This window comes from Mycetohabitans sp. B2, assembly GCF_021733735.1.
Lineage (GTDB): Bacteria > Pseudomonadota > Gammaproteobacteria > Burkholderiales > Burkholderiaceae > Mycetohabitans > Mycetohabitans rhizoxinica.
Map to the genome: position 1 here is coordinate 107,169 of NZ_JAHKSP010000028.1, position 16,725 is coordinate 123,893.

Genomic DNA, 16,725 nt, shown 5'->3' on the forward strand with positions numbered 1-16,725 from the left:
TTGGCAGGAATGGACTATGCGGAAAAAACGCAGCAGTGGCGATCGCAATGTGCGGATCGCTGACCAAATCCAGCGGGATTTGTCGGAGTTGATCGCGCGTGAAGTCAAGGATCCGCGGATTGGACTGGTGACGATCCAGGCAGTCGAGCTGACCCCGGATTACGCGCACGCGAAGATTTTTTTCACGACGCTGACCGCAGACCCTCGGCAGACGCAAGAAGCACTCAATCACGCGGCTGGCCACTTGCACAATTTGTTATTCAAGCGCTTGCACATTCATACGGTGCCAACGTTGCACTTTATGTTCGATGAGTCGATCGAGAAGGCCGTACAGATGTCGCGACTGATCGACGAGGCGAACGCGACGCGTGCCAAGGACGACTGAGCGCCGGAACATGGCATCGATATGACGCAACGATTCGATCCGGCGCGACCACGCATCGCCCGGCGTGCCGTGGACGGCGTGTTGCTGCTGGACAAGCCGGTCGGACTGTCCAGCAATGACGCGCTGATGCGCGCTAAGCGCTTGTTTAACGCGAAGAAGGCAGGGCACACCGGAACGCTGGACCCGCTTGCGTCTGGGCTGTTGCCGCTGTGTTTTGGTGAGGCGACCAAGTTTTCGCAGGATCTGCTCGATGCGGACAAGACCTATGACGCGACGCTGAAGCTTGGTGTGCGCACGACGACTGGCGACGCCGAGGGTGAGGTGCTACAGACGCGGCCTGTTACGTGCGACCGGGCGGCGATTGACGCGGCGCTCACCGCGTTCCGGGGCCCAATCATGCAGGTGCCGCCCATGTACTCGGCACTTAAGCGCGACGGCAAGCCCCTTTACGAATACGCGCGGGCAGGCCAGACGCTCGAGCGTGAAGCGCGGGCGGTGACGATCCATGCGTTGGCGTGCATCACGTGCGCGCTGGACGCTGCGGCGTCCGTGACGATTCGGGTTACATGCAGCAAGGGCACCTATATTCGCGTGCTGGCCGAGGACATTGGTGAAGCGCTGGGTTGCGGTGCGCATTTGACGATGCTGCGCCGCACCGGTGTCGGAGCATTGACATTGAACGATGCCGTGACGCTGGACGAACTGTCTGATGCGGATGAGCCGCGACGTTTAGCCTGTCTGCAACCGGTCGACGCGTTATTGTCAACGTTTGAGCCAATTGAGCTGGATGCCGAGATGGCCCGGCGCTTCACGCACGGTCAGCGGTTGCGGTTGGTGCGTGCGTCGAACGTGGGTGACGACGTCAGGGTCAGGGTATATGACGCTGACGGGCGTCGGCTGCTTGGACTCGGTCGGTGCCAGCACGGTGTGCTATGTCCAGAACGCCTGATCGCCCCTCGCAGTTAGCGCCGGTTCGTTGTGCTATTTCGTTGAATTGACTCTCGAGCCACGCCGCAGTCCTTTGTCGCTGTTCGGCGGGCAGTATTTCCGAGATCGATTCGAGCAGCGAAAGCGCGTCATTGAACTGCTCGATCGTCATTTTGCCCGAGCGCCACAACGTGTGACTTAGTGCTAGCACTTGGTCCCATCGATTCTGCTGCTCTGCCGCCGACGGCGGCGCGGTGGCATCGGATCGTGCTGTGTCGGCATCGGTAGCGTGGTGCATCGCCGCGGTGGCGGTGATTAGCGGCTCGACCGCGTCCGCGTCGCTATACTGAGCTGCAATTGATATCAAGATATCCAAACGGTCTTGCTGTTCGGTGCTTTCCAGCCATTGTAGGCATGGCACGAGATCCGCTATTGAAGTGGGCGAGACAACTATCGCGGCATGCACCAATGCGTCGAAACTGGCTGCGCGCTCATCATCGGGCAAACGCTCCAACAGCGATACCATGACCTCAATGGCGTCCACTTTGTCCGGTCCATGCAACTGGCCGATCGCGTCGAGCCCTACATTGAATGCCGCTCGCTGCGCAGAGTGCTCCGGCATGATGGCATCGCGGGGGCTGTCAAAACGGTGACACACGTGATTAAAGATTTTGGGTAGCACGTTGATCAATGCGCGGTACGGGGTGGCATTTGCATGTGTCGGTTGCTTCGCAAGCTCGGACAGTGTCCACTGAATTGCGTCCAGGTGCCCGTCCTGCATCCACTCGATTTGTTCGATTACATATGCTTGAAGCTTCGCCTTACCCAGGGGCAACTGGCGAGCGGCGTTGAAGATGTCTTTGAACTCCTGCAGCGGTGCTTGCTGGTCATCGCTGCCCAGGTCCATCGCACGCGCGTGAACCTGCGCTGCTGGTATTTGCCGCTGCGAAGCGTGCCACGTTTGGCGCGACGCGGTCGCGAACGACCACAGGTGACGATAAGCGGTGGTTTGATTGATGTTTGTCGTAGGTTCAGCGACTCGACAGGCGATGATCTCCAGCACTTCTAGTGGCAGCTTCGTTAGCGTCCGCGTGCGCACTGGCTGTTTGATTGTGGGATGGCGCGTCGGCGGGACTTCCGAGGCCGCGCTGCGCGGCAGTGACGCTGACACGTCCAAACGATAGTCGCGTGACTTTACCGGCATTTGATTGGGCTCAGCCAATGCAGTGTCGGCGTCCGGGGACTCAGAGGCGCCACATGCGCCTGTCATGCAAGGTAAATAAGCGAACCAGTTTCTTGACATCACGTATTTTCATTTTTAAGCCGTTTAACCCAGGAGCTGGCGGGCACGCTTCCTACTACCAGCTAACGCTGTGTCGATCATGCCACTCAGCATTGGTCATGGCGCCCAATGCGACGGGCTGTATCGCATTGGGCAATGTTTCATGATCATGGTAAGTTGCCATGTGCTGCGCAGCATAGTCATGACGTCAGCGCTGGGGCTGGTAAGGTAGATGTCATCGACAGGAAAACGAAATTTTCCAGTGCTCGATGTAGCCTACATGGTGCCGGTACCTTTGGGTACCTTTGGGTGCCTTTTGGTGCGGCCAGCGGATATCGTGGCACTGATGGATCAGTGCGTTACCGATTGTTCCTGCTCTGTGATGCTATCCGCAGGAGAATGCAATGCGTGCCAGACGCGACTGGGTGGGATCCGTGCACCGCTTGCTCCATTGTTCTATCCAAGGTTGCGAGGATGGCGAAAAATTGGCGGGTCTGCCTCGGAGTCGAAATGGGTCTTCAAGCGCAGTCTGCGCGTCGCGACTATTGTGTGGCGTGGCGCAATCTAGCATACGGGTCAGCATGTCGAAAACTTCGCGCTTTTTGTCATCTGGCGAACGGTGTATTTCCGTCACGAGGCAGGATAGCAGTTCAACACGTGAGCGTAATGCCGACCGTTCTAAAACCTGCTCTTGTGTTGGAAACTTGTTGACTTGACGAAGCAGCCATTCGTACATCGGCTGTTGCTCTGCCTGCGGAATGGCACTTAGTTTGCCAGCAACAGCGGCCAATATGACATTGGCGTCCCGATCCTTGGATGGGTTCAGCGATTGGTCTGCAAGGTGGCGAACTGCTGCACACGCCGCGCCAGCATCTTCGCCGGGAAGATAGACTGCGGCATTTAGCAAAGGCTGGATCATGCCTGCGATGCGGTGTTGTATTGCCACTTGCAGCAGCGCGTGCCAGCGTGCAGGCTGGTCGTTATCGGAAAGGACATAGAGTTGAGCCGCGAGCGTTGGCGCCGACGCACCGTCATGCTTCTGTACAATGGACAGTAAGTTATCGAACTTCGCAGCACGCTCTTCTGCTGGAAGTAGTAAAAGTGTTGGCAGTCGTGACGCAAGCACTGCCACCAGCTTGGGACTGATGGTGTGTGCTATGTTCACCAGCGCATCAAAACGGGGCACCAAGTCTTGCGCAGAGAGCATGGGCAGCACGGCCGCTAGCATAGCTTCAGTCGCTCTCTTCTTGGTGATTTTCTCGTTGGCACTATTCGAGTGCGGCGGCAGCTGGGACGCGGCGTCGACCAGTTGGAGCAGCAATGCGTTCAGGTTGGCACGAGTGTCCGGAGGGGATCGCCAGTCGCCAATGATGCGTGGTGTCGCCTTAACGACGCGCGGTATTTCTCTAGATAACGCAATATACTGTGCGTGGCACTCGTGGGGGGCGGACTGCTTGAGTTTGGCGGTGACGTGTTGTGCTGCACGATACGCGTCGTATGTCGGCAGGCAGTGCATCTGACCAATGACATAGGCTTCCACCTGAGGGCGCCGAGGTTGCAATGCCATTGCGCGCGTAAAGATTTCCTTGAATTTGTCAACTCGCTCCGGTTCGTTGAGCTGCTTTAAATCGCTGGCCTGCTGCGCGAGCTTGGCGCTCTCCAATTCCGGCTTTAGCCATTCGGACAAACCAGGTATCACCGACGAAAGCTGTTGCAGATTGTTGACGTAGGATGTGTACGGACTCGTCCAATCCGGTTCGATGCCGACCATCTTCGCGATGGTCATGTGAATTTCGTTGGGCAATCTCAGCAAGTGTGGCGTAGAGACCGTGGCATCTGTTTTAGGCGTACTGGCGCGAGAATCGCGCGACGCGTTGCTCTTACGCCATGGCGGTCGCCGAAGTGCCTTGAGCTTTGTCAATGCGTTGGCTCGATTCGATGTGGAACCGGCCGATCGTGACGGGCGTTGCGGTTCACAATCCATAACGTCGGGTTTGACGCAGGCCGCCAAATAATGAGAACAGTTTTTAAACCATGTGTTTGGCACGTTGCCCCCGTAGATCGATTCCGGACGCAAATGTTAAATCGTCCCCATTAATTTATAGTGCAAATTATCGAACTGGGCATTTGAATTACGAACGGCTTATATGTGGCCAGTATATGGCCGACACTGATGTTGCGAAAACGGGCCATTGCCGCGGACTGCGCACAACAAGCGCGTTTGCTGCAACCACGACTCGGCGTGGTCAGAGGGCGAAGTTGCCGAGGTGCTGGAACGGGGAGCGCGGCGGGCGGTCTGCATGCGGTTACCCGTCGCGCCGAACCCGGCGTTCAATGTGCGGCTGATGCCGCAGCCCCCGCATCGCTGCCGCTGCCGCGCTCAGGCTTAGTAATCCAGATCAACGCAATTAGTGCGATGAAGATCGCGGCGGATAGGTAGAACAGATCGTTGACCCCCAATTGCGCGGCCTGTTGCGTCATTAGATGGTTGACCATCCCATATGACTGGGCTTCACTCATGCCCAGCGCGCGCATCTGAGCGACCGATTGCCCGAATACCGGGCTGAATTGACCAGTTTGCTCCGCTAATTGCGCATGATGCAGGATGGTGCGATGGTCCCATGCGGTCTGGAAGATGGACGTGCCAATGCCGCCGCACATGATCCGCACGAAGTTGGACAGACCCGAGGCCGCGGCGATCCGATGCGGCGGCAAGCCGGACAGCGTGATCGACACTAGCGGGATGAAGAACCCGGCCATGCCGATGCCCTGGATAAACGTAGGCACCATCAGCGCGAACGTATCGACGCCGGTCGTGTACTGCGAGCGCAGGTAGAAACACAATGCGAACACGGTGAACGCCGCGGTCGCGATGTAGCGTGGATCGGTCTTGGGCATGTATTTGCCGGTTAGTGGCGACAACAGAATCGCGAAGATGCCGACCGGCGCCATGACCAGTCCCGCCTGTGTGGCGGTATAGCCGATGTGCGTTTGCAGCCACAAGGGCAGCAGGACCAGGTTACCGAAGTACAATCCGTAGCCGACCGACAGCGCCACCGTGCCGCCGGTGAAATTGCGCCGCTGAAACAACGACAGATCGACGACCGGGTGCTTGTCGGTCAGCTCCCATACGACAAAGAACGCGAAGGTGACAATTGCAACCAGTGCCAGCACGATGATCGTTGTCGAGTTGAACCAATCGAGGTCCTTGCCCTTGTCGAGCATGATCTGTAACGAGCCGACCCACAGCACGAGTAGCATCAGCCCGACACCGTCGATCGGCGCGCGCTTGACCTCGGAGTCGCGTTTGCGGAAGATCACCCACGTCGCGATCGCGGCGATGATCCCAACCGGGATGTTCACGTAAAAGATCCACGGCCACGAATAGTTATCGGAGATCCACCCGCCCAGGATCGGGCCGAGCACGGGCGCGACGAGCGTGGTCATGCCCCATAGCGCGAGCGCCATCGAGGACTTGGAGCGCGGGTAGCTCGCCAGCAACAGCGTTTGCGACAGCGGGATCATGGGGCCGGCCACCGCGCCCTGGAGCACGCGCGACGCCAGTAGGAACGGCAGCGATGGCGCCAGCCCGCACAACCACGATGAGATGACGAACAGCACGATCGATGCGAGAAACAGCCGAACCTGGCCGATCCGCTCGGTCAGCCAGCCGGTCAGCGGCACGGAGATCGCGTTGGCGACGGCGAACGAGGTGATGACCCATGTGCCCTGATCCGACGATACGCCAAGGTCACCCGAGATAGTCGGGATCGCGACATTGGCAATCGACGTGTCCAACACGTTCATGAACACGGCGAGCGAGACCGCGATGGTCCCGACCACCAGTTGCATGCCCGACAGCGGTGGGTGAGGCGCTTGTGTCTGGCTCATGACGTGGCCCTATCGTGCGGCGTGCCGGGCTGTGGCCGGGGCCGGGGCCGGCTTGGCCGTGTCCGCCGCGGGGGCGGCAGTGTCGCCGCTGCCGTCGTTCTGGCGAATGATGCGTTCGATTTGCGCGTCGGCCTGCTTGCCGTACTCGTCGAACACGTCGGTCTGGTACACCGTGGTCGGTGCGTTGCCAAGCTCGCCGCCTTGCTCGTCCTTGATCGACACGTTGGCGGTCATTGACAGGCCGATGCGCAGCGGGTGTTGCTTCAACTCCTCGGGATCGAGTTGCACGCGCACCGGCAGGCGCTGCACGACCTTGATCCAGTTGCCGGTGGCGTTTTGCGCGGGCAATAGCGAAAAGGCCGAGCCGGTACCGGCTGAAAAGCCTTGGATCTTGCCGTGGTACACGACCGATGAGCCGTAGACGTCGGAGACGACCTTAACCGGTTGGCCGATGCGCATGTGCTTGAGCTGGACTTCCTTGAAGTTTGCGTCGACCCAGACCTCATTCAGCGGCACGATCGCCATTAGCGGCGTGCCGGGCGAGACGCGCTGGCCCACTTGCACGCTGCGCTTGGCGACATAACCGGTCACCGGTGCAGGTAGGGTGTTGCGCGCGTAGTTCAGGTAGGCATCCCTGACCTTGGCCGCGGCCGCCAGCACGTTCGGATGCTGTGCAATCGCGACGTTGGCGGTCAACGCGCGGTTGGATGCCAGCTGCTGCTGCGCGATGTCGAGAGCAGCCTGTGCAGCCTTGACCGCGTCACGCGCATGCGAGATTTCCTCCTGCGATACCGCGCCGGTCTGGGCGATCGTCAAACGGCGACGCAAGTCATCCTGCGCGCGCGATAGATCGGATTGGCGCTGCGCGACCGCGGCCTGATACTGGTTGTTGTTCACGTACAGCGTACGAACCTGGCGCACGGTCTGCGCCAGATCGGCTTCAGCCTGTTGCAGCGCGACGCGTGAATCAGCCGGATCAAGCAGTACCAGCGGCTGACCCTTCTGCACGACCTGAGTGTCGTCCGCCTTTACCGCGGTCACGGTGCCGGTGACCTGCGGCGTGATCTGCACGACATTGCCGTTGACGTATGCGTCGTCGGTTTCCTCATAAAACCGCGCGATCAGTAGGTAATACGCGCCGTAGGCGATCGCGGCAATGACGATCACAATGGTTATCAGCGCCATCAGGCGCCGGCGTTTGCCATTGCCTGCGTTTGCGTCGGGCGTGGCGCTTTGTTGTTGGGGGCTGCTCATCAATCGCTCCGTGTCCTCAAGTTTGATTCATTGGCATGGCCGGGCGGCCACATGTGCAGGTTGGCTCATCATTGGACCGGCTCGGTGGCGCCGAGCACGGTGCCGTTCGCGTCGAAACCGCCGCCTAGCGCCTTGATCAGGGCCAGTTGCAGGTCGCGTCGACGCATTGTCAAATTGACCATAGTCTGCTGCTGCGCCAGCTGCAGGCTGTCGGCGGAGAGCACCTGTAATTGCGGCGCCAGGCCGGCCTTATAGCGGATCACCGCCAACTCGTACGCGCGTTTGCTCGCGTCGTAGGCGGCTTGCGCGTCGACGCGTTGCTGGTCAACCGAGCGGATCGCAGCCACCTGGGTCGCGACATCGTTCAGTGCGCCGATCAGCGTCTGGTTGTAGTTCGCCACCGCGCTGTCGTAGTCGGCAAGCTTGCTTTTTAGGTTCGCGCGCAGCGTGCCGCCGTCGAAGATCGGCAAGTGGAGCGCCGGTCCAGCCTGGATCTGGCGGCTGCCGGACTGCAGGAACCGGCCCCAGCCGAAAGCATCGAAACCGAAACCGGCGCTCAGGTTGATGTCCGGGAAGAACTCGGCCTTGGCCACCTTGATGTCGTGCATGGCGGCCTCCACCTGCCAACGTGCGGCGACGATGTCCGGGCGGCGCGACAACAGGTCCGCCGGCAGGTTCGCCGGCAGCGCGACGCTGCCACCCACGCCCAGCCGCGGCGTCGCGATACGCAACCCGCGGTCCGGACCCTTGCCGAGCAGTGCACCGAGTTGGTATCGCGTCGTGGTGATCTGTCCGTCCAGGTCAGTCAGCGAGGCCTTGCTTGTCGCTATGTTGCCCTCAGCGGTGCGGCGCTCAACTTCGGTATCCAAGCCTGCGGCGAGGCGCCCTCGCGTGATGGCGCCTACATCGGCGCGGTTCGAGATCTCGCGCTGCGCGACTTCACGCAGCGCGTACAGTTGCGCGAGCTGGTTGTAGGCACGTGCCACCGATGTTGCCAGCGTCAGCCGCGCCTGCTGCGCCTCGGCCGCGGCGACTTTCTCCTGGGAGATCGCCGAGCGCAGCGCTTCCCGATTTTTACCCCACAGATCCAGTTCGTACGTCGCGCTGGCGAGCACATTGTTCTCGCTGTACCACGCGCCGCCATACGGCGGCGGGAAGAGCGCATTGCCCGAGTAAAGTTCGCGCGTCCAGGTGTATTTCGCGTCCGCCTTGGGCAGCGTGCTGGCGTTGGCGCCCTGCACATACGACGCGGCCTTGGCCAGCCGCGCCTGCGCCTGGGCAATGGTCGGACTGTCGGCTAGCGCCTCATCGATCAGTTGCGGCAATTGTGGATCGCCGAACTGAGCAGCCCAATCCAGCGTGGGCCAGGTACCGCCTTCAGTGGGCAGGCTTTGCGCGCTGTCGAAGCTGTCGGCCCGAGCCGGCTGCTTGTCGCTGCGCAGCCCGATATAGTTGGCGCAGCCGCCGAGCACCAGGGCGGCCGCCACCAGCGCGGCGGTGCACCGGGCCAGCCGCGCCGGCGGGGCGGAGCATGAAACGACTTTCATTAATCGGTCCTTCAAATGAGCCATATATTGGACATTGCAACCAATTTCTAACTATCAGCCAACAAAATTCTGACTATCAGCCAACAAAAACTTCACTAAAAGCTTGTCAATACAACTGATTGCACGTGACATGACCGGATCCGTCGGCGCGATCTGATCGCCGCCGGCTCGGGCAGCAGGTCCCTGGCGTTTAGCTAGGTGTTTCGTCGCAGTTAACCAGGATGCGGCGCAGCATACTTTTGAGGAAACCGACTTCTTCGGCAGTGAAGCCAGTCAGCAGCTTGTCCAGTACCCGGTTGTAGATCGCTGGCATCCGCGTGGCTAGCGCGGTCCCTTCGTCCGTCAGCCTGAGCCGCACGACACGACGGTCTTCCTCGCTGCGCACCCGGCAGAGCAGACCGCGTTTCTCGAGCCGGTCGATGAGCCGCGTCACCGCGCTCGCGTCGATGCCATATTCGCGTGCAAGCTCGGCCGCGGCCAGGCACCGGCCACTGCCGAGCATGAATAGGATGCTCGCCTGCGTGCTGGTGATGCCCAATTCGGCCATCGTTTGCTGCGACACCATATTCCAGATGTTCGAGCGGACCCGCGCGAGCAGATAGCCGACGCTCTCGCCGAATGGGTAATTTGCGATTTCGGGCGGCAGTCCGGCGTTCGGATTCGACATAAAAGGTGTATCTGCAATGGTTGACTTGACATGTATTATAGGAATCGCCTTGTGACATCGCAACAGGGTTTTTCTCAAAACTGCTTAAAATCGTAGGATGGTGTGCCGTGTGTCCCGCGCGCGCATGTCGTGCACGCTGCGGCGTGGTAGAATCTTAGGTTTCCAATTTGGCGCCCGTGCCTGCATCGCCCGCCGCTGTGGCGCGACCCTCGGGCTGCGTGCAGCCGCTTTGCCTTGCGTCGGCCCGCTTCGCCACGCACCGCGTTAGAACGACTCCTCTATGACACGCCCGCTCCGCAATATCGCCATCATCGCGCACGTCGACCATGGCAAGACCACGCTCGTGGACCAGCTGCTCCGGCAGTCCGGCACGTTCCGTGAAAACCAGCAAGTCGCCGAGCGCGTGATGGACTCGAACGACATCGAGAAGGAGCGTGGCATCACGATCCTCGCGAAGAACTGTGCCGTCGAATACGAAGGCACGCATATCAACATCGTTGACACGCCGGGGCACGCCGACTTTGGCGGCGAAGTCGAGCGTGTGCTGTCAATGGTGGACTCGGTGCTGCTGCTGGTTGACGCGGTCGAAGGGCCGATGCCGCAGACGCGCTTTGTCACGAAGAAGGCGCTGGCGCTCGGGCTCAAGCCGATCGTGGTCGTCAACAAGATCGACCGTCCAGGCGCGCGGCCGGACTGGGTGATCAACCAGACATTCGACCTGTTCGACAAGCTCGGCGCAAACGACGAGCAACTCGATTTTCCGGTGGTTTATGCATCGGCGCTGAACGGCTATGCCAGCCTGGACGCGCAGGTGCGCGAAGGCGACATGCGCCCGTTGTTCGAAGCGGTACTGCAATACGTGCCGGTGCGCGCGGCCGATCCAGATGCGCCGCTGCAGTTGCAGATCACGTCGCTGGACTACTCAACCTATGTCGGCCGCATTGGCGTGGGCCGCATCACGCGCGGACGCATCAAGGCCGGCCAGCCGGTCGTGATGCGTTTCGGCCCGCAGGGCGAGCCGTTGAACCGCAAGATTAATCAGGTGCAGGTCTTCAAGGGGCTGGAGCGCGTGCAGGTGGACAGCGCCGAGGCCGGCGACATTGTGCTGATCAACGGCATCGACGATGTTGGCATCGGTGCGACGATCTGCGCACCGGACGTGCCGGACGCGCTGCCGATGATCACCGTCGATGAGCCGACGCTGACGATGAACTTCTGTGTGAACACGTCGCCGTTGGCGGGCAGGGAAGGCAAGTTCATCACCAGCCGTCAGATCCGCGAGCGGCTGAACCGGGAGCTAAATCATAATGTCGCGTTGCGGGTCAAGGATACCGGCGACGAGACGGTGTTCGAGGTGTCCGGCCGCGGCGAGCTGCATTTGACTATCTTGATTGAGAACATGCGTCGCGAGGGTTACGAACTCGCGGTGTCGCGTCCGCGTGTGGTAGTGCGTGAAATCGATGGTGTCAGGCATGAGCCGTACGAGTTGCTGACCGTGGATCTTGAGGACGGTCATCAGGGCGCGGTGATGGAGGAGCTTGGTCGCCGCAAGGGCGAGTTGCTTGATATGGCGTCCGACGGCCGCGGGCGTACGCGGCTGGAATACCGGATTCCGGCGCGTGGGTTGATCGGCTTTCAAAGCGAGTTTCTCACGCTGACGCGCGGCACCGGCCTGATGAGCCACATCTTCGATGCGTACCAGCCGATGCGGGATGGCACGATCGGCGAGCGGCGCAACGGCGTGCTGATCTCGCAGGATGACGGCGCCGCGGTCGCGTACGCGCTGTGGAAGCTGCAGGATCGTGGCCGCATGTTCGTGTCGCCGGGCGACGCGCTGTACGAAGGGATGATCATCGGCATCCACAGCCGTGACAATGACCTGGTGGTCAATCCGATCCGCGGCAAGCAGCTGACGAATGTGCGCGCCTCGGGGACCGACGAGGCGGTGCGCCTCGTTCCGCCAATCCAGCTGACGCTCGAGTACGCAGTCGAGTTCATCGACGACGACGAGCTTGTCGAGGTCACGCCGCAGTCGATCCGGTTGCGCAAGCGGCACCTGAAGGAGCATGAGCGCCGGCGCGCGAGCCGCGAGGCCGCAGCCGACTGACGTACGGGGCTGCGATACGGGGCTGCGGCGATGCCGTCGGCCGGCGAAGCCCCGTCACGCCGCATCGGTGCCGTCGGCCGGCGAAGTCTCGTCGCGCCCGCATCGGTGCCGTGCCCGCATGGGCTGGTGCGGCGTTTTCGTCTCGGTGTGGTGCAGGCGACCCGTCCTCGGCCCGTTGCGTTCAGGCCCGGCATCGGCCCGCTTGCACACGAGGCAAATAGCCGCAATAGGCTAAACGTGATAAGCTTCGCCGGTGCATGTTTTAGGTCCTTCCCAGCAGACTTGATTCGCGCAATCCGCTACACGGTCAGGCCGTCGCGCGGAAGGTTTCGTAACCCGCTATTTCTCGAGAAACTCGAAGAAAGGTGAGCGTCAAAATGATGAAGCAATTCCAGCTGAACTCGTATTTGTTCGGCGGCAATGCTCCGTACGTGGAAGAATTGTACGAAGCATATCTCGATAATCCGGCGTCCGTGCCCGAGAACTGGCGCAGCTACTTCGATGCGTTGCAAAACGTCCCTGCGTCGGACGGCTCGAGTGCAAATGACGTGGCCCACGCGCCGATCGTCGAGTCCTTCGCCCAACGGGCCAAAGCGAATGCATTCATTCCACGTGGCGGCAACAACGACCTGTCCACGGCGCGAAAGCAAGTCTACGTTCAATCGCTGATCGGCGCCTATCGCTTCCTCGGCTCGCAATGGGCCAACATCGATCCCCTGAAGCGCCGCGAACGTCCGCATATTCCCGAGCTTGAACCTGCGTTTTACGATTTCACCGAAGCCGACATGGATCAGACGTTCCATGCGACGAACCTGTATTTCGGCTTCGAGCAAGCATCGTTGCGCGACATCGTGAAGGCGCTGCGCGACACGTACTGCGGCACGATCGGCGCGGAATTCATGTACATCAGCGATCCTGAGCAGAAGCGCTGGTGGAAGGAGCGGCTGGAGTCCACGCGCTCGACGCCGAATTTCTCTGCCGACAAGAAAAAGCACATTCTCAAGCGATTGACCGCGGCCGAAGGTTTGGAGCGCTACCTGCACACGAAGTACGTCGGTCAGAAGCGTTTCTCGCTCGAAGGCGGCGAGAGCTTCATCGCGGCGATGGATGAGGTCGTGCACCACGCGGGCAACAAGGGCGTGCAAGAGATCGTGATCGGCATGGCCCACCGTGGGCGCCTGAACGTGCTCGTCAACACGCTCGGCAAGATGCCGGCGGACCTGTTCGCCGAATTCGAAGGCAAGCACGTCGACGACCTGCCGGCTGGCGACGTGAAGTACCACAAGGGCTTTTCGTCCGATGTCTCGACGGCGGGTGGCCCGGTGCATCTATCGCTTGCGTTCAACCCGTCGCACCTGGAAATTGTCAACCCGGTGGTCGAAGGCTCTGCGAAGGCGCGCATGGATCGTCGTGGTGACCTGAACGGTCAGCAGGTGCTGCCGGTGCAGATCCATGGCGATGCAGCCTTTGCCGGCCAGGGTGTCGTGATGGAGACACTGAATCTAGCGCAAACGCGCGGCTACGGCACGCACGGCACGCTGCACATCGTGATTAACAATCAGATCGGCTTTACCACGTCCGATCCGCGCGATGCGCGCTCGACGCTGTATTGCACCGATGTCGTAAAGATGATCGAAGCGCCGGTACTGCACGTGAACGGCGATGACCCGGAGGCGGTCGTATTCGCTACGCAACTGGCGATCGATTTTCGGATGCAGTTCCACAAGGATGTCGTGATCGACATCGTCTGCTTCCGCAAGCTCGGCCACAACGAGCAGGATACGCCGGCGGTCACGCAGCCGCTGATGTACAAGAAGATTGCGCAGCATGCCGGCACGCGCGCGCTGTACGCGGAGAAGCTGGTGACGCAGGGCGTGATTGGCGCCGACGAAGCTGATCAGTATGTGAAAGCGTACCGCAAGGCGATGGACGAGGGGCACCATACGATCGACCCGGTGCTGTCGAACTACAAGAGCAAGTACGCGGTCGACTGGGTGCCGTTCCTGAACCGCAAGTGGACCGATGCGGCGGATACTGCAGTGCCGTTGGCTGAGCTTAAGCGCCTGGCCGAGCGGATCACGACGATCCCGGAGAACTTCAAGCTGCACCCGCTGGTGGAGCGCGTGGTCAACGACCGTCGCAAGATGGGAGCCGGTGAACAGCCGCTCGACTGGGGCATGGGCGAGCACCTCGCGTTTGCCTCGCTGGTCGCCTCCGGCTACGCGGTGCGCTTGACCGGGCAGGACTCGGGCCGTGGCACGTTCACGCATCGCCACGCGGTGCTGCATGACCAAAATCGCGAACGCTGGGACGATGGCACGTATATTCCGCTGCAGAACGTCGCGGACGGGCAGGCAAACTTCACCGTCATCGATTCGGTGCTGTCCGAGGAAGCGGTGCTCGGCTTCGAGTATGGATATTCGACCGCCGAACCCAATACGCTGGTGGCCTGGGAGGCTCAGTTCGGCGACTTCGCCAATGGCGCACAAGTCGTCGTCGACCAGTTTATCTCGTCCGGCGAGGTCAAGTGGGGCCGCGTGTCCGGGTTGACGATGCTGCTGCCGCACGGCTACGAAGGGCAGGGCCCGGAACACTCGTCGGCGCGCATCGAGCGGTACCTGCAATTGTGCGCGGAGCACAACATGCAGGTCGTGCAGCCGACGACGCCGGCACAAATGTTCCACTTGCTGCGTCGCCAAATGATCCGGCTGTTCCGAAAGCCGCTGATCGTGTTGACGCCGAAGTCATTGTTGCGCCACAAGGAAGCGGTGTCGGACCTGTCCGAGTTGGCGAGCGGTGCATTCCATCCGGTGCTTAGCGAGACCGATGCGTCGATCGACCCGAAAAAAGTCAAGCGTGTGCTCGTTTGCTCGGGCCGTGTCTACTACGATCTGATCGCGCATCGCCGCGAGGCAAAGAATGCCGACGTCGCGATCTTGCGTATCGAGCAGCTTTATCCGTTCGCGCACAAGCAGTTCGAAGCCGAACTGAAAAAGTACGACAACGCGACCGAGGTCGTCTGGGTGCAGGATGAACCCCAGAACCAAGGACCCTGGTTCTACATCGAGCACCACCTCGCCGAAGGGATGCGGGACGGCATGAAGCTCGCGTACAGCGGGCGTCCGGCGTCCGCGTCGCCGGCGGTCGGCTACTACGCGAAGCACTACGAGCAGCAGAAGGCGCTGGTCGAGGCCGCATTCGGCCGGCTCAAGGGCGCGACGCTGATCAAGTAATCACGCAAGGATGATACCGGGGGGGCGGCGTATGCTCGCTCCCCCGGAGCCGTGCGCCGCGTCTTCAGGCGCCTGGTCGCACGATACGGCACGATACGTATTCAGGATAATGACGATGGCTATTGTTGAAGTTAAAGTTCCGCAGCTTTCGGAGTCGGTGTCCGAAGCCACGATGCTCCAGTGGAAGAAGCAACCGGGGGAAGCGGTTGCGCAAGATGAAATTCTGATCGAGATTGAGACCGATAAGGTCGTGCTCGAAGTGCCGGCGCCGGCTGCGGGCGTGCTCGCTCAAGTGATCAAGCACGATGGCGACACGGTCGTTGCCGATGAGGTGATCGCCAAGATCGATACCGAAGCGAAGGCTGGCACCGCAGCGGGCGCGACGGCGACGGAAACAGCCGCAGCCGCCGCCGGCGCCGAAGTGAAACCGGCGCCGCAAACTTCGCCGACTCCCGCGGCGCAACCGGTTGCGGCCGGCGGCGCCAGCGGCGCAATCGCGTCGCCGGCCGCCTCGAAGCTGCTCGCGGAGAAGAACCTGAGTGCCGGCCAACTGAGTGGCACCGGCCGCGACGGTCGGGTGACGAAGGGGGACGTGCTGGCAGCTGGCGCAGCGCCGGCCGCTAAGCCGGCCGCGCCGGCCAGCGTGACCGCGAAGGCGGCGCCGTCGCGCGCCGCGTTGCCGCAGGTCGCCGCGCCGGGTGCGGACACCTGGCTGACGGACCGTCCGGAACAGCGCGTGCCGATGTCACGGCTGCGCGCGCGAATCGCCGAGCGTCTGCTCGAGTCGCAACAAACCAACGCGATCCTGACCACGTTCAACGAAGTGAACATGGCGCCGGTCATGGATCTGCGCAGCAAGTACAAGGATCGCTTCGAGAAGGAACACGGCGTGAAGCTCGGCTTCATGTCGTTCTTCGTGAAGGCGGCCGTGCATGCGCTGAAGAAGTTCCCGCTCGTGAACGCGTCGATCGATGGCAACGACATCGTTTACCACGGCTACTTCGATATCGGCATCGCGGTCGGATCGCCGCGCGGTCTGGTCGTGCCGATCCTGCGTAATGCAGATCAAATGAGTCTTGCGGACATCGAGAAGAAGATCGCCGAGTTCGGTGCGAAAGCCCGAGACGGCAAGCTGTCGATCGAGGAAATGACTGGCGGCACGTTCTCGATCTCGAACGGCGGCGTGTTCGGCTCGATGCTGTCGACGCCGATCATCAACCCGCCACAATCGGCGATCCTCGGCGTGCATGCGACGAAGGAGCGGCCAGTCGTCGAAAACGGCCAGATCGTGATCCGTCCGATTAACTACCTTGCACTGTCGTACGATCACCGGATCATCGACGGTCGCGAGGCGGTGCTGTCGCTCGTTGCGATGAAGGAAGCGCTGGAAGATCCGGCACGCTTGCTGCTCGACCTTTAAGCGAGGAATGTC

11 protein-coding genes are annotated in these 16,725 nt (G+C 61.1%); 5 read left to right on the top strand and 6 right to left on the bottom strand.

Going from position 1 to position 16,725, the window contains the following annotated elements:
* Positions 1-16: 16 nt before the first annotated feature.
* Positions 17-385 carry a 30S ribosome-binding factor RbfA gene (gene rbfA, locus KPG66_RS06435; protein ID WP_237070310.1) on the top strand — a complete coding sequence of 123 codons (369 nt, stop codon included), beginning with the start codon at positions 17-19 and terminating at the stop codon, positions 383-385.
* A 21-nt stretch (positions 386-406) separates the two neighbouring features.
* Positions 407-1,351 (top strand): tRNA pseudouridine(55) synthase TruB, encoded by a 945-nt coding sequence (gene truB / locus KPG66_RS06440; RefSeq protein ID WP_237070311.1) that lies wholly within the window; start codon positions 407-409, stop codon positions 1,349-1,351.
* On the opposite strand, the gene KPG66_RS06445 is transcribed toward truB, so the two are convergent.
* From KPG66_RS06445 to KPG66_RS06470, 6 genes are all read right to left on the bottom strand, one after another.
* Positions 1,254-2,516, bottom strand: coding sequence for a hypothetical protein (locus KPG66_RS06445; RefSeq protein ID WP_237070312.1), 1,263 nt, complete (start codon positions 2,514-2,516; stop codon positions 1,254-1,256). The two genes, truB and KPG66_RS06445, sit on opposite strands and share 98 nt — an antisense overlap.
* Positions 2,517-2,979: 463 nt before the next feature.
* Complete coding sequence (locus KPG66_RS06450; protein WP_237070313.1) at positions 2,980-4,380, bottom strand: hypothetical protein; 1,401 nt, start codon at positions 4,378-4,380, stop codon at positions 2,980-2,982.
* Positions 4,381-4,925: 545 nt separating this feature from the next.
* The gene (locus KPG66_RS06455) at positions 4,926-6,485 is read right to left on the bottom strand and encodes a DHA2 family efflux MFS transporter permease subunit (RefSeq protein ID WP_013435200.1); all 1,560 of its coding nucleotides are present in this window, start codon (positions 6,483-6,485) and stop codon (positions 4,926-4,928) included.
* Between the two features lie 9 nt (positions 6,486-6,494).
* Complete coding sequence (locus tag KPG66_RS06460; protein WP_237070314.1) at positions 6,495-7,739, bottom strand: HlyD family secretion protein; 1,245 nt, start codon at positions 7,737-7,739, stop codon at positions 6,495-6,497.
* 68 nt (positions 7,740-7,807) lie between these two features.
* Positions 7,808-9,286 (bottom strand): efflux transporter outer membrane subunit, encoded by a 1,479-nt coding sequence (locus KPG66_RS06465; protein WP_237070315.1) that lies wholly within the window; start codon positions 9,284-9,286, stop codon positions 7,808-7,810.
* Between the two features lie 190 nt (positions 9,287-9,476).
* A complete protein-coding gene (locus KPG66_RS06470; RefSeq protein WP_041753459.1) occupies positions 9,477-9,953 on the bottom strand; it encodes a MarR family winged helix-turn-helix transcriptional regulator in 477 nt (158 codons plus the stop codon).
* A gap of 280 nt (positions 9,954-10,233) precedes the next feature.
* Between KPG66_RS06470 and typA the strand changes: the two genes are divergently transcribed.
* From typA to odhB, 3 genes are all read left to right on the top strand, one after another.
* Positions 10,234-12,060 (top strand): translational GTPase TypA, encoded by a 1,827-nt coding sequence (gene typA / locus KPG66_RS06475; RefSeq protein ID WP_237070316.1) that lies wholly within the window; start codon positions 10,234-10,236, stop codon positions 12,058-12,060.
* Between the two features lie 377 nt (positions 12,061-12,437).
* Positions 12,438-15,293 (top strand): 2-oxoglutarate dehydrogenase E1 component, encoded by a 2,856-nt coding sequence (locus KPG66_RS06480; protein WP_237070317.1) that lies wholly within the window; start codon positions 12,438-12,440, stop codon positions 15,291-15,293.
* Positions 15,294-15,408: 115 nt separating this feature from the next.
* Positions 15,409-16,713 (top strand): 2-oxoglutarate dehydrogenase complex dihydrolipoyllysine-residue succinyltransferase, encoded by a 1,305-nt coding sequence (gene odhB / locus KPG66_RS06485; protein ID WP_041754244.1) that lies wholly within the window; start codon positions 15,409-15,411, stop codon positions 16,711-16,713.
* Positions 16,714-16,725 lie beyond the last annotated feature (12 nt).